The following is a 14,498-nucleotide window of genomic DNA, read 5'->3' on the forward strand; positions in this document are numbered from 1 at the left end:
CCCGGTAACCTACGTAGCCCACCCCAGTCCGGACAGTAACCCGGCATAGGCGGAAAACGTCGGTGAATCGACAATAGCGACTCCAGAGTAATGTGTAACAGTAGACCGAACGAGTCCGACCCTGTCAACAACGAATCGATACAAACGATGAATGGACAAACTGAGGCGGAGCAGTCACTGGCAACTGCTCGTTGTGCTATGGAAGTCAGCGGCAACACGACCGCTGCCGAACTGAATATCCAAAACAAGTCAACTCGAGTCTTAATCGGCGGGTCACCGAACTACCGCTGTGATTACTGTGGACAAGTGATCAGCGAACAGATGAAGTTCAGCGGGATTACCATACGTGATCCGGGCGGAGAGCTAACGGAGCATTTCTTCTGTGAAGAGGAATGTATGACATCGCAGTACCCTGGCATATAATATACCTGTTCGGATTGTGCTCAGACCAAATCTTACATCTGCAACGAAACAGTCGGTAATCCAATATTGTCGGATTGTATCCAGCACTGTACAAAGGACAAATCACAGAAAATGCTAGCATACGATATAGTAGCTGAACTTTCAGTGCTAAAAACAGGTTGAGTGTATTTTCAGTCACGCTGAACCTAAACATATACTCTATTATCCCGTTCTGGGGTATTGGTCGATATATAAACATTCTCGAAATGTTAATATTCGGCGGAACAGAATAAGGGACGGCTTTATATGTTTCCACCAGCCATGACATCGCATGACATGCTACAATGCGAGCAGAGGGATTCTGTACGAAAACCTTCCGACAGACGTACCGAGACCCGAAGAAGAGGAGAACAAGCTGAGTGCCAGTGACGGTGCTGCAAGCCAAACGGTCGCGAACGACTGAATCTGAAACGTATCTGGCGTCCGACGCTGGAGACTGGCTCCGGCCTATACCCACAAAAGAACATAGCGGTCGCTCAGCGAACCTTCTGTTCTCAAGGTGTTGGTTCGTTTCAGTAAACAGTATCGGGTAGGCCAGACCTGTGTATGGATTCGCCGGTTTTGGTCGCAAGTCCAGTTTCTGAGTCGTCAATATCGACAAGTCAGTTTTGTCTGTGGATCGCTTTCCCTCTCGCATTCTGTGCGGCTTCCATTACCGCTTCACTTAATGTTGGATGCGTATGGACGGTGGAGCCGATGTCCTGGAGCTTTGCCCCCATTTCGATCATGGCTGCGATTTCTGCAATCAACTCTGATGCCTCCGGGCCGACGATCTGTGCACCGATCACACGTTCAGTTTCTTTTGCAGCGACAATTCGGACAAAGCCTTCTGTCCGGTTTGCTGTGAGTGCCCGTCCGGACGCCTGGAACTGGAACTCACCTGTAACGGGAGTAACACCCTCGTTCGTTGCTTCGTCCTCGGTCAGCCCGACGGTTCCGATTTCCGGATCGGTGAACACCGCAGCCGGGAGTGCACGGTAATCGACTGCGGCGGGCTCGCCGGCGATTACTTCGGCTGCAACTTCCCCCTCTTTCGAGCCCTTGTGTGCCAGCATCGGCTCACCCGCAACGTCGCCGACTGCGAAAATGTGCTCCTTGTTCGTCCGACATCTGCTATCCGTTGGAATGAACCCCTGAGCATCGGTTTCGACGCCGGCAGCTTCGATACCGAGCGTTTCAGTCACCGGGCGTCTTCCGACGGCGACAAGTATTCTGTCAGCAGTGAGTTCTATCTCGCTATCATGCGCTGCCTCGTCTGCGGGGACAGCAGTCAGGACGGCCTTACCATCCGACGCTGCCCACCTGTCTGCGGTGTACCCGAAATGGAAATCCACACCGAAACGCTCTGCTCGCTTCCTGACTACCGAGGCAATGTCTCCTTCATAGCTGGGAAGCACCTGCTCTAGCATCTCAATGACCGACACGTCGCTCCCAAGTCGGCTATAGACTGTTGCTAGCTCCATACCGATGTATCCGGCACCAACGATTACGAGTTCGTCAGGTACCGTTTCGAAGTTCAGAGCACCATCTGACGAGACAATACGCTCGTCATCAAAGTCGAACTCCGGAATTTCAATCGGCCTAGACCCCGTTGCGATGATGCAGTTTTCGAATTTCAGCGATTCAGATCCCTGTCCCTCACCCTGATGGACGATTCTGATCTTGTTTTCAGCAGCAAATTCGGCTGTTCCTTTCATCAGATTCACGCCGGCTGCCGTACATAATTGCTCGATACCGCTCGTTAGTTGGTCGACGATTCCGTCTTTCCAGCTCATCATCTCGTCGAGCGCAACTGTTGGGTCCGCGTAAATCCCCAGTTCCTCCGCCTGGCCCGCCTCTGAGGCCAGTTCTGAACCGTTGAGCAGCGCTTTAGAGGGGATACAGCCACGGTTGAGACAGGCACCCCCATACTCACCCTTTTCAACGAGCGTGACATCGAGATCGAGCTGTGCAGCACGGATTGCGGCGACGTATCCGCCGGGGCCCGCGCCAATAACCAGTACGTCAGTCGAGGTAGTGACATCTCCGACGACCATTATTCTAGTAGTAGCAGGTTTGGATTTCGCAGGTACTTCTGTACGGAGTTCGTGAACCGTGCGGCGTCTGCGCCGTCGAGCACTCGATGGTCGAACGACAGGGAGAGTGTCATGACGTGGCGAGGTTCTATCGTCTCTTCACCATCGGCTTCGACGACCCGTGGCTTCTTTTTGATCTCTCCCAGTGCCAGGATGGCGCTTTCCGGCTGATTGATGATCGGTGTTCCGTACTCCCCGCCGATCCCGCCGATGTTCGAGATAGTGAACGTCCCGCCACGCATTTCCTCGGGCGAAAGACTCCGTTCCCTCGCTCTCTGGGTTTTTTCGTTGGTCTCCGATGCGACTTCGAGCAGGCCTTTCGCATCGACATCCTCGACAACGGGAACCAGCAGTCCGTCATCAGTTGCCGTTGCGACACCGATGTTGTAATACTGCTTTTCGACGATTTCTTCGTTTGCTTCGTCGAGGGAGATATTCACCTGTGGGTTCTCTTGCAGAGCCGCGGCACACGCTTTCATCACGAACGGCATGTACGTCAGTCGGATATCGTGCTCCTCGGCCTCCTGTCTGAGCGTCGAACGAGCGTCGACCAGCGCAGTAACATCGACCTCGTCCTGATGAGTGACGTGTGGGGCCGTATATTTCGACGACGTCATCGCCGAGCCAATCGTCTGCCTGATTCCTTTGTACGGCTTCCGAGACTCAGGGCGCGCTGGCTCGTCTGCCGCTGCCCTCTCAGCTACCGCTTCTCGATCCGTTTTCTGTGCCTGCTGTTGTGCCTCGGCATACTCTTGGACCGTTTCGAGCGTGACAAAGGGTTCTCCGTCTTTTCGCTCATCAGTGGGGACAGTATCGAGATCGATCCCTTCCTTCGCTGCGACGTGTCTGGTTTTCGGGACGGCCACCGTTGTCTCCCTGTCTGCCGTTTCTCTCGCCTGAACTGAGCTGACAGACTGCGTCGAAGTTGCCTGCTGTTTTTGTCGCTCTGCAGCAGCGGTCTGCTGGTTTGACTGCTCCTGACTTGAGGAGTGAGAGTCCGTGTTCGCGTGCGCGCGAACATCCGACTCGGTTATGCGTCCCAGAGACGAGTCCGCAATGCTGGAGATATCGACGCCCAGTTCGCGGGCCAGACGCCGTACAGACGGCGGAGCGGCGACCTGGACGCGCTGTGTCACCGCTGGTTCTGACTGCGCGTCTTCGGCTGGCTGTGTTGGTGCTTCCTCGTCGGTTTGGTGCCCGCTGTCCGCAGTGGTGTCGTCTGTCGGCGCTGTTTCAGTTCCGTCCGGTTCGTCTTCACCCTCGACCCGGAAGACGATAATCACATCACCGACTGGGACTATCTCTCCTTCCGCGGCACGGAGTTCTTCGACAACACCGTCGACGGGGGACGGGACGTCAACGACGGCTTTGTCGGTCTCGACTTCCGCTACTGGCTGGTCTTCCGAAACTGAGTCGCCCGGCTCGACCTGCCATCGAAGCAGTTCTCCCTCGGCGACGCCTTCACCGACATCGGGGAGTTCGAATTCGCGTACCATGTTAGAAATCGACTGTTTCGCGGATGCCGTCCTGAATACGGACCGCCTGTGGCAGGTAGTAATCCTCCAGCGAATGGAGCGGCATGGGAGCATCGAAGCCAGCGATTCGTTTAATTGGCGCTTCCTGATGCACGAGTGCTTCTTCCTGAATCGTCGTTGCGATTTCCGCCCCTAATCCGCCAGTCTTCGGTGCTTCGTGGACAATCGCGGCTCTCCCGGTCTTTTTGAACGATTCAGTGATCGTCTCTATATCGAGAGGTGACAGGGTTCGCAGGTCGATGACTTCGACATCGATGCCATGTGACTGGCTAAGGTTCTCCGCAGCGATCAGTGCCGGCCGAGTCATCGCGCCCCACGTGTAGACTGAGATATCGCTCCCTTCACGCCGGACAGCGGCCTCATTCAGCGACACTTCATACGGTTTCGTCGGGACATCTTCACGGAAGGCACGGTAGATCAGCTTCGGCTCAAGGAAGATGACTGGATCCGGGTCATGGATGGACGCCGCCAGAAGTCCCTTCGCATCGTAGGGCGTGCTCGGCGAGACGACCTTGAGGCCGGGCTCGTGCACGAAGAACGCTTCCTTTGACTCGGAGTGGTGTTCTGGGGCCCGGATGCCACCACCGTATGGAGCCCGTATCACCATCGGCACTGAATACTGCCCCTGACTGCGGCTCCGGAGGCGGGCAGCGTGACTGACAATCTGGTCGAAGGCAGGATACATGAAGCCCATGAACTGCATCTCGGGAACAGGCTTCATGCCGGTCTGTGCGAGACCAATCGAAGCCCCGATGATTCCGGCTTCGGCCAGTGGCGTGTCGATGACGCGGTCTTCGCCGAACTCTTCGTACAGCTGGTCGGTTGCTCTGAAAACACCGCCGTTCTTCCCGACGTCTTCGCCCAGAACGACGACGGTATCGTCCTGTGACATTTCTGTGTACAATCCGTCCTGTATCGCCTCCACGAGCGTGAGGCTCTGTGCTTTCTGGCCCGTCTGCGTGCTGGCTGTCGAACTCATTCCAGCACCTCCGAGAACGCGCCGTCGTCATACTTTTCGCGCAGCCGGTTCAATTCGTCCCGCTGTTCTTCGAGTCGCGCTGGAACGTCCTCGTACACGTGCTCGACGATATTGTCCGGACTCGTCTCCGTCTGCTCCGCCGTTTCTATCGCCTCGCTGACTTCCTGTTCGATTCGGTCTTGGATCTCACTCTCGAGGTCGGAGTCGAGGATGCCCTCGTTGTACAGATACGTTTCGATGCGGTCCACCGGGTCGCGGTCCCGCCAGACCTCCTCCTCCGATTCGTCTCTGTAAACAGACGGGTCATCCGCGGTCGTGTGCGCACCGAAGCGATACTGGACGGATTCAATAAGGGTTGGGCGTAGCTCCCCGGGGCCCGGATTCCGGGCTTTTTCCAGCGCCTCACTGGCGACTTTGTAGACCGCCAGCGGGTCCAGCCCGTCGACTCGAACGCCGTCGATACCATATGCCTGTGCCTTTTCAGCGATAGTTTCGCTCGCGGTCTGTCGCTCGCGGGGGACCGAAATCGCCCATTGATTGTTGTTGCAAACGAATACAGCAGGGACGTCGAACACCCCGGCGAAGTTCAGTCCTTCGTGGAAGTCTCCTTCGGAGGTCGCACCGTCACCGAGGTGACACAGGACAGCCGTGTCGGTCTTGCCCTGTAGCTTGTGTCCCCACGCCATCCCCATGGCCTGTGGAACCTGCGTTGCAATCGGAATATACTCCGGCATCACGTTGACGTCGTCCGGGATCGCGTATCCCTCTCGATAGCCTCTCAGTGGCTCGAAAAGGGACGTCAGGTCCATTCCATGGGCGTACTTCGCCGCGTGCTCTCTGTAGGTCGGGAACAACCAGTCTTGCTCGGCAAGTGCCAGGCTCGTGGCGACCTGTGACCCCTCTTGCCCGGTCATTGGTGCGTACGTCGCCAGCCGCCCCTGTCGCTGGAAGCTGATCGCCCGCTGGTCGAAGTGACGAGCGAGCTTGATTGTCTCGTACAACTCAAGTAACCGCCTGTCTGAGATATCCGGAACAGACGCCTGTGGTAAGACGTTGCCTTCAGCATCCAGTACCTGGACTAGATCCGAGTCTTCTCTGACGGTCGCTGGCACGTCCTTGCTTCCTGCTTCGTTTTTCATGTTCATTGTTTTCGATGATGTTTTTTGTATTTGACAGACACTCCCTCAACAGACCCTGATAACCCGAACAGCCGCTGAGTACGGCTCCCCGAGCGTGTTCAAGGCTGGCGTTTTCCACCAGGCACAGGGACGAACTGTGCGCTGGCAGTCTACGCCAGTTTAAATGTCGAAAATGTAAAGAATGTAGCTGTGGAAGAGGGCAGTGCCCAATCCATTAACTGCCGGGACAGCTGACCTGCAGGGCAGGCGATAGGGTTCAAGCCCGGATGCATATATCGAAACTAACATGGTAGATACTTATTGTTTGTGCGACACCCGTTCACACGCCACAGTAGCTAGCCTGTGGTAACGGTGGCAGCCACTGGCCCAAAGTGGCGTGAGTGCAGCAGTAAGTGACAGTTGTTTTGTTACTATATCTATATTATATGTTTTGAAAAGATGTCGAGACAGTCGACTTTCAGACATTTCTGCCGGCGGAAAGATATTACGAGTAGCTATTAAGAACTATATGTATTTAACTATCAGTAACTTCGCTGGAGTCGGGCTGCAGTGTGGAAAGATGTTCGCTGACTATGGTCACCGTCACGGGCTCAACGGCCTGTACAGTATCACACGTAGATGGTATGCCCGTTGCAAAGCGTAGTCACCAGCCAGTGGTGGGCACAGGAGTTACCCGCCGAGGAAGTCCTCGCGAACCTGCTGGTCGTTGAGAAGTGCTTCACCACTGTCTTCGTGTCGATTCTGTCCCTGCACAAGGACGTAGCCACGGTCGCACCGCCGCAATGCCTCTTTGGCGTTTTGCTCGACGAGGAGGACGGCGGTTCCGGCGTCGTTGATCTCGTCGATGCGGTCAAACATCTCGTCGACGAGGTCCGGTGCGAGGCCTGCACTGGGCTCGTCAAGCAGTAACAGATCAGGGTCGAGCATGAGCGCACGTCCCATCGCCAGCATCTGCTGCTGCCCTCCTGAGAGGGTGCCCGCCTTCTGTCCTGACCGCGTTTCCAGTATCGGGAACCGGTCGTAAACGGCCTGGAGCCGGTCCTCCGGGAACTGATCCAGCGTGTATGCACCCATCTTGAGGTTCTCCGTGACGGTCAGTGGCTCGAACACGTTGTTGCTTTGAGGAACGAAGCTCAGCCCATATGAGATGATATCTTCCGGTTGTTCGCCGGCGATATCCCTGTCGCCGAATATGATTTCACCCCCCATGTACGTCGTCAGTCCGAACACTGATTTCATTACCGTGGACTTGCCCGCACCGTTCGGGCCGACGATGGTGATGTACTCACCCTGTCCAACTTCCATGTCGACATCTGTGAGAATTTGCAGGTCACCGTACCCGGCGTCAAGTTGCTGTACTGACAGCAGACTCATATTTTCACCTCTTCCCCGAGATATGCGTCAAGCACTTTTTCGTTGTTTTTCACTGCGTCTGGTTGCCCCTCTGTAAGAACACTCCCCTGATGCATCACGATGACCGTATCGCAGTTGTTCATGATAACGTCCATGTCGTGTTCGACGAAGAGGAAGGTGTAACCCTGCTCTTTGAGCGTATGCAGCCGGTCAATGAGTTTCTCCTCGAGTGTTGGGTTGACTCCCGCAAGCGGTTCATCCAGCAGCACCATCTCGGGATCAGTCATGAGCACGCGCGCCATCTCCAGCAGCTTCCGCTGGCCACCTGAGAGATTTCCGGCAGATTCGTGCGCGACGTGCTCAATCTCAAACAGTTCGAGCATCTCCCAGGCCTGTTCTCGAAGTTCTTTTTCCTGTTCGACGACCTGTGCCCTGGCTCGCGGGAGGACCGCTCGCCAAACTGCTTCGCCGGCCTGGTTCTGTGGTGCTAGCATCAGGTTTTCAAGCACGGTCATCTCTGATAGCTCTCGTGCTATCTGGAAGGTCCGAACGAGGCCCTGATTTGCGACCTGATCTGACCGATACCCCGTTATTTCCGTGTCATTGAACTCGACTGCGCCCCCGTCTGGACGTTGCACACCGGTAATCAGGTCGAATGTCGTCGACTTGCCGGCACCGTTCGGACCGATCAGACCAGTGATCGACCCCTTTTCGACGTGGAAAGAGACGTCAGCGACAGCGGTAATACCACCAAATGTCTTCCGCAGGTTTTCCACTTTGAGTATCTGCTCTTGCTGTCCGTTCTGGGTCTGATCGCTCCGTGCTGAGTGTCCGTTCTTACTCATTATCGTCCTCGCGAGTCGCCTGCTGTGAGAGTTCAACGCTCGATGCGATTGCTTTTCGATGGCCAAGCAGCCCATCCGGGTGCCGTTGCATGAGATACACCAGAACGATACCGAGCAGCATGAGTCTGAGAGCCGAAATGCTCACGTCCTGCACGGAGTACGCCAGCAGCGGCGTGACATCGAGGGTTCCTAACTCGGCGAGGGCACTGACAAGCGTATCGGGAGCGTTGCTGAGCTGGAGGTACTCCGCCACCACCCGACGGATGAACGAGGGGCCCTCGAAGAGCAGGCTCGCGAACAGAGCACCGCCAACGATACTCCCCGTTGGCGAGCCAGTTCCGCCGATAAACAGCGCAATGAAGATGTAGAACGTCTGTATCGGCTTGAACATCCGTGGCGATGCATAGCCCCCGGAGAGACGCCAGAAGATAGCAATCAGGCCCATAAGCGCACAGCCGAGCGCGAACGTCTTGATCTTGAACAGGCGCGTGTCTTTTCCCAGCGCCTGCGTGACCTGCTGGTCCTCGCGAATACTCTTGAGCACCCGTCCGAAGGGTGACTTCCCGATGCGGATCATCAGCCAGTACAGGAGGCCGAGACAGAGACATAACACAACGACGTACGCCCAGCCGATGACCAGCGTCTCCTCGATTCCCAGCGGTTCCACGGCACTGAATATCGCCGCACCTAGAGCATTTGGCGCTGGGGCTGTTGCGGCCGGATCCGTATAAAATAGAATCCGGATCGGGTTCGATGGCAACGACAGCCCCGTCGCACCGCCCGTTCCGAATGCAACGCCGGCGATGCGAGTGTTCGCAAACTCCGGCGCACGGAGTGTGAGGCGGACGATTTCCGAGAACGCGACAGTGACAATCGCAAGATAATCGGCGCGAAGTCGGATCGCAGGCAACGCTGCGAGGCCGCCGATGACCCCAGTCACGAGGATAGCACCCACAATCGCGACCGGGAGCGGCAGCCCGAAGCCGGGCGGACTGGCCGTCACTGGCGCGGTCAGTATCCCCATTGTGTACACACCGATGGCCATGAACCCGGCCGCTCCGAGATTGAACAGGCCCGCGTATCCCCACTGGAGGTTCAGTGCGAGCGCTAACATGGCATAGATCGCTGAGAGGAACGCGACACGACGAAGCGTGTTGACTGTACCATTCAGTTGGAATCCAAGCACGACACTGAAAAGCGCGTACAATCCCCCGATAGCGAGTGCCAGAGCGATGAGCAAGCGCACGTCGTTGTTGCCAAGCCAGCCCTCAGCCCGCGCCTGAATGGAGCCCGTACTCATGCCGTCGTCCTCCCACTGAACAGCCCCGATGGACGCACGAGCAGCATGACGATCATGATGACGAACGCCGCAACCAGCAGGAAGCTGGCTGGAATCCAGACGAGCGCGAGTCGGCTCGCGATGCCGAGAATGACGCCGCCGACCATGGCGCCGTAGATCGAACCGACACCGCCGAGGATGACCGCTGCGAACACCAGTAACAGCAGGTCCCACCCCATTGTCACTGTAAGCGTCCCCTGCTGTAGTGCGATAAGAAAGCCTGCACACCCGGTAAGCCCGCCGCCGATAATCCACGTGAGTTTGACGACGCGCTCCGTTGGGATGCCCGTGACTTTTGCGAGGTCTTTGTTCGCAGCCATTGCACGCATCGCCGTGCCGATTTTCGTGTACTGAAGGAGAATGTGAGTGCCGAGCATCAGGAGTGCGGCGACGACGACCAGCGTAATCTGGTGTCCGCCGAACGTGACGCCCGCGACAGTAAATTGAGGGACGTTGCCGCCTGTCAGCCCACGACTGTCGGTCAGGAACGAAAAGGTGAGGAGGTTACGAAGGAACAGTGCGACGCCGACGCTGGCGATCATCAGCGTCACGCCGTCGGCACTGCGCATCGGTCTGAACACGATTCGATCCAGCAAAAGCGAGAGGGCGGCTGTCAGGACCGCGGCGACGAGTAAGCCAGCCAGAAGCGCCAGTGGGGTATTGACGACGTTTATTCCGAGGTCATTCGAGCCGACTGCGATTGGGCCGCCGATAAGAATGAGCGATTCGACAGAGAACTCTCCGAGTCCGGCAATCAGAAACGCCGTCGCCCAGCCGGCGAACGCACCGCTCGTAATCAAGTCACCGTGGGCAAAGTTCGCAAAATTGAGGATACTGTATGTCATCGAGAGGCCGACACCGGCCAGTCCAAGCGACATTCCCAGCACCAGTCCGTTCCAGAGATAACTCATGAGGTCTGTGATGGCAACTGTTCCAGTGCCTACCTGTCGAAAGATGTCGAATACGAGAAACACGCCGATAACTGCGAAGATAACGAGTACTGGGCGGTTGTATACCAGATTCTGTCCACGGCTGTAGTAGTCTCGTGCCGCCATACTTTGGTGCTCTGTACCCAGTGTTAAAAATCTTGATGTAAAATCGTCATAGAATCCCAGGGAACCGAAGATATGCGCCAATTTCATGCTAGTGTTACACACGGTACCGGTTGACACTACTAGACGTGACAGATAGATCAGATAGGCTTTGCAGTCGCAGGTGTCGATAGCAGGATTCGGTGGACTATTGCGTACGCATACGCCCGCGACGAGAAATATGACACCGCTCATCGGATGCCGAATATGAAACCGCTTGCCGGACGAAACAGTCAGTCGCGAGTCCCTGCTGGTGCGCTACAGAGAGTTCGTGACCGTTCGCATCACTTCCAGCGCCTCTTTCAGTTCAGCCGTGCTCGTGGCATACGAAATGCGCGCCTGCCCCTTGCCACTCGGCCCAAACGCTTCGCCGGGAACCACGATAACGTCGTTGTCCAGCATCTTCTGGGTCCAGCCGTCCGGAACGTGGGGCATCGCATAGAACGCTCCCTTCGGCACTGGCGTGTCAAGGCCGATATCCGCTAACCCATCGAGAAGGACGTCTCGACGCTCTTCGAAGGCCGATACCATCTCTCTCACCGGTTCCTGTGGACCAGTAAGCGCCGCTTCGGCAGCGTACTGTGAGGGGGCGCTGGCACACGCCTGCACGTACTGGTGCACCCGGAGCATCCGTTCGATTCGCTCCGAACTGGCCGCCACCCAGCCGAGCCGCCACCCTGTCATCGAGTACGTTTTCGAGCACGCACTGGCCTGAATTACCCTATCGGAGCTGGCGAATTCCGCCGGAGAATGGTGTTCACCATCGAAGACGATCTTCTCGTAGACCTCATCGGAGAGGCAAATGACTTCGTGTTCATCCGCTATCCGCGCGAACTCTGCCATGTCTCGCTTCGATTGCACTGCACCGGTTGGGTTTGCAGGACTGTTAACGATAAACAGCGACGTGTTATCAGTGATGGCGTTCTCGACAGCAGCGGGGTCGAGGGTCAGGTCGTCTCTGAGTTCGACCCGCTTTGGCTCGCCGCCGGCGAGTAGCACCAGTTGTTCATAGGCCAGAAACCCGGGGTCGGGGCAGAGCACTTCGTCACCAGGCTGGACGTGGGCTTCGATTGCGACGTGAATCGCCTCGCTTGCGCCGGCAGTGGCGATGATGTTTTCGGGCGGTATGTCCTGACCGTTATCAGTTGCATAGCGGTCACTGATGGCCTCTCTGAGTTCTGGAATCCCCTTGTTGGACGTATATGAATCACCCATCCCATCCTGAATCGCACTCATCGCTGCCTCCCGAGCGTGTTCTGGAGTTGGGAAATCAGGCTGACCGAGACCTAGATTTATTGCGTCTTCGCCTGCCGCTTCGAAGACTTCTCGGATGCCACTGATATCCATCTCTTCGACGCGTGCTGCGTACTGAGACATCAGTTCATAAGTATAACAGTATTTGATTATAGTCTTTGGGTTGTGCGAGAGTGACTATGACACCAGCTCTGCTAGAGAGTATGACGAATAGCCTCTCCCTGAGTGACGGCTATGGCACAAAAGCCACCCAGTTTGCCGTATCTGCAGGGTAATCGTAATCCAGAGTGGGGAAGCCCGCAGTGTTCTCGTTACACTTCCACCTGCTCGATATTCTCCGTGCCGTTCTCTGTGTACCTGAAGTAATTGTACACGGCGCTGGCCAGGTCACCATTGTCGTCGAACTCGACTGGGCCCGAGACGCCCTGATAGTTGATTTCGTTTCCGTCGGCGGCCAGCGAAACGCCTTCGCCCAGGTTTTCAGGTCCGACTGCTTCGCCACCGGAGTCTGTAACCGCCCGCATCTGATCCCGGATTGCAGTCCCGTCATCTTCACCGGCCGCCGCGCGTGCCAGCATGAGGACTGCCGCAGCATCGAACGACTGCTGATTGAACGGCCCCGGTGCAGAACCATACTCGTCTTCGTACGCAGATCTGAAGTACTCGATTCCCGGCCCGGCCGACGATGGATTGGTCCCGCGGACGTTTGTCATGTCGTGGCCCACGTTCCCGGGCAAGTCATCGGCCCTGAGTCCGTCCGGGACCAAAATATCCATGTCCGCTCGATCGAAGTTCTCGTAGAAGTTCCGGAAGATTTTGTTCCCGCTCTCGGGGTAGCCGATGATCACGAGCGTCCCTGGGTCACCGTCAAGCGTGTTCCGCAACTGTGACGTGTAGGAAGAGCGACCCGCCGAGTATGAGACCTGGTCCAGGACCTCACCACCGTACTCCTCCTCAAACGTCTTCGTGAATCCACTTGACAGGCCGTTCCCGTACGCATTGTTGAGAAAGAGGATAGCTGCGCTCTCCTTCTCAAGCCGTTCGGCCGCTATCTGTGCCAGCAGTGATCCCTGCAACTTGTCCGTCGGTGGCGTCCGGTACACGAAGTCGTTATCTTCCAGTGAGGAGACATCAGGCGATGTCGCCGATGGTGAGCACATCACCGCCTGATTCGGAATTGCGACGTTCTCTGCGACCTGCAGTGTCACTGATGACGCTAGTCCCCCACAAATCATCGGATAGCCACCGTTCACGAGTGCTTCTGCACCGCTCACGCCCCGACTCGGCTTGGTCTCAGTATTCTCAAACTGCGTATCGACTGAGAACCCGTTGTCCGCGTCTCGGACCTCCTTTACAGCTAGTTCTGCTGCATCCCGAATTGCGGGGCCCACTTCGGACAACCCACCCGTTACCCCCATTAGGATGCCCATGCTGATGGTGTTACCACTACTACCACCGTCTGTCGAACAGCCTGCAAGTCCGACAGCGCCTGCGGCACCAATGCTCTTCATGACAGTTCGACGGCTGACTGTATCGTGCATCGCAACACTCCCCATGACACAATCTTTCGTGATAAACGTTATTATGAACCGTAGCGGTTCCACGCAGAGACGAAGCAAATCCGGAGAGGACCTGAGTTGGATGCAGAAAACACTCCGGCTGCTGCGCTTACCGTACTCTACTGTCGCTGACCGCGGGCGAGCCCTATTGGACACCGACCACACCGATGTTCAGAAGACTCGCATCTGAACTGCCTGTATTTTCCCCACAGTTGCGTCCGTGCCGCCACTCGTTCGAACCATACGAACGGCGCCAGTGACAGGGCGTCGTCCGTGCCCGCTGGTCCCTACAGCGCACTCTTGCCCCTCATAGGCACAGCTATCCGAGATGCGGATGCCCATTCGAGCGTCACATCGATCGCCAGTGCTGGACCGCCGACACCGAGTGTGAGGCGGACGATTCTTGAACCGGGAGACAGCCTCAGATCCGGAGTTCCGTTGTCACCTCCGCCCAGGCAGGCGGCCGCTTAGACCCCGCTAATATATAAACTAATTGTAGAGTTAGGTGGTTCGAATTATTAGAACGGTAGACTGGCGGCGCCCACTCGGACCGTTCCTGCGTAGTTCGATCGCGGAATGCCACCTGTCATTGACTCCCCCGAAACCCTCACTGTAATTGCAACGTTGAAGAATAGAGAGTTCTACCACAGATAGACCCTATTCGTAACGGTATATGCTAGAAAACTGTGGTTATTTCACAAAGTTGTTCTGTAGGCACAGCTGCTGTTACAGTCATATGATTGTAACACTATCTCAGCCCCACGACCGATATCTGTTACAGCAGTAACGATGTAATCCATCATCGACTGTATCCGAACTTGCGAAATGTAGCCTTACCGCCCAGAAGACGAGAAGGCGTCCAGAGTG

11 protein-coding genes are annotated in these 14,498 nt (G+C 56.4%); 1 reads left to right on the plus strand and 10 read right to left on the minus strand.

Features of this window, described 5'->3' with window-relative positions:
* Positions 1-733 precede the first annotated feature (733 nt).
* Entirely contained in the window at positions 734-865 is a 132-nt protein-coding gene (locus AV059_RS22895; protein WP_255356081.1) for a hypothetical protein, read from the plus strand.
* 199 nt (positions 866-1,064) lie between these two features.
* Here AV059_RS22895 and lpdA read toward each other — a convergent pair whose 3' ends face one another.
* The 10 genes from lpdA to AV059_RS00570 all read right to left on the minus strand — a co-directional run bounded on the left by lpdA (position 1,065) and on the right by AV059_RS00570 (position 13,583).
* Positions 1,065-2,498, minus strand: a complete 1,434-nt coding sequence (lpdA, locus tag AV059_RS00525) for a dihydrolipoyl dehydrogenase (RefSeq protein WP_058991404.1) — start codon at positions 2,496-2,498, stop codon at positions 1,065-1,067.
* Positions 2,498-4,033, minus strand: coding sequence for a dihydrolipoamide acetyltransferase family protein (locus AV059_RS00530; protein WP_058991405.1), 1,536 nt, complete (start codon positions 4,031-4,033; stop codon positions 2,498-2,500). The genes lpdA and AV059_RS00530 overlap by 1 nt, the downstream gene beginning before the upstream one ends.
* A gap of 1 nt (position 4,034) precedes the next feature.
* Positions 4,035-5,051: an alpha-ketoacid dehydrogenase subunit beta gene (locus AV059_RS00535; RefSeq protein ID WP_058991406.1), complete on the minus strand. Its 1,017-nt coding sequence runs from the start codon at positions 5,049-5,051 to the stop codon at positions 4,035-4,037.
* The gene (gene pdhA, locus AV059_RS00540; RefSeq protein ID WP_058991407.1) at positions 5,048-6,196 is read right to left on the minus strand and encodes a pyruvate dehydrogenase (acetyl-transferring) E1 component subunit alpha; all 1,149 of its coding nucleotides are present in this window, start codon (positions 6,194-6,196) and stop codon (positions 5,048-5,050) included. The genes AV059_RS00535 and pdhA overlap by 4 nt, the downstream gene beginning before the upstream one ends.
* Before the next feature lie 663 nt (positions 6,197-6,859).
* Positions 6,860-7,564 carry an ABC transporter ATP-binding protein gene (locus AV059_RS00545; RefSeq protein WP_058991408.1) on the minus strand — a complete coding sequence of 235 codons (705 nt, stop codon included), beginning with the start codon at positions 7,562-7,564 and terminating at the stop codon, positions 6,860-6,862.
* The gene (locus AV059_RS00550; RefSeq protein ID WP_058991409.1) at positions 7,561-8,388 is read right to left on the minus strand and encodes an ABC transporter ATP-binding protein; all 828 of its coding nucleotides are present in this window, start codon (positions 8,386-8,388) and stop codon (positions 7,561-7,563) included. The genes AV059_RS00545 and AV059_RS00550 overlap by 4 nt, the downstream gene beginning before the upstream one ends.
* The gene (locus AV059_RS00555) at positions 8,381-9,688 is read right to left on the minus strand and encodes a branched-chain amino acid ABC transporter permease (protein ID WP_058991410.1); all 1,308 of its coding nucleotides are present in this window, start codon (positions 9,686-9,688) and stop codon (positions 8,381-8,383) included. The genes AV059_RS00550 and AV059_RS00555 overlap by 8 nt, the downstream gene beginning before the upstream one ends.
* A complete protein-coding gene (locus AV059_RS00560; RefSeq protein ID WP_058991411.1) occupies positions 9,685-10,782 on the minus strand; it encodes a branched-chain amino acid ABC transporter permease in 1,098 nt (365 codons plus the stop codon). Before AV059_RS00560 ends, AV059_RS00555 begins: the two co-directional genes overlap by 4 nt.
* 294 nt (positions 10,783-11,076) lie before the next feature.
* Positions 11,077-12,195 (minus strand): pyridoxal phosphate-dependent aminotransferase, encoded by a 1,119-nt coding sequence (locus AV059_RS00565; protein ID WP_058991412.1) that lies wholly within the window; start codon positions 12,193-12,195, stop codon positions 11,077-11,079.
* A gap of 188 nt (positions 12,196-12,383) precedes the next feature.
* Complete coding sequence (locus AV059_RS00570; protein WP_058991511.1) at positions 12,384-13,583, minus strand: ABC transporter substrate-binding protein; 1,200 nt, start codon at positions 13,581-13,583, stop codon at positions 12,384-12,386.
* Positions 13,584-14,498: the final 915 nt, after the last annotated feature.

The organism is Haloarcula sp. CBA1127 (assembly GCF_001485575.1).
Lineage (GTDB): Archaea > Halobacteriota > Halobacteria > Halobacteriales > Haloarculaceae > Haloarcula.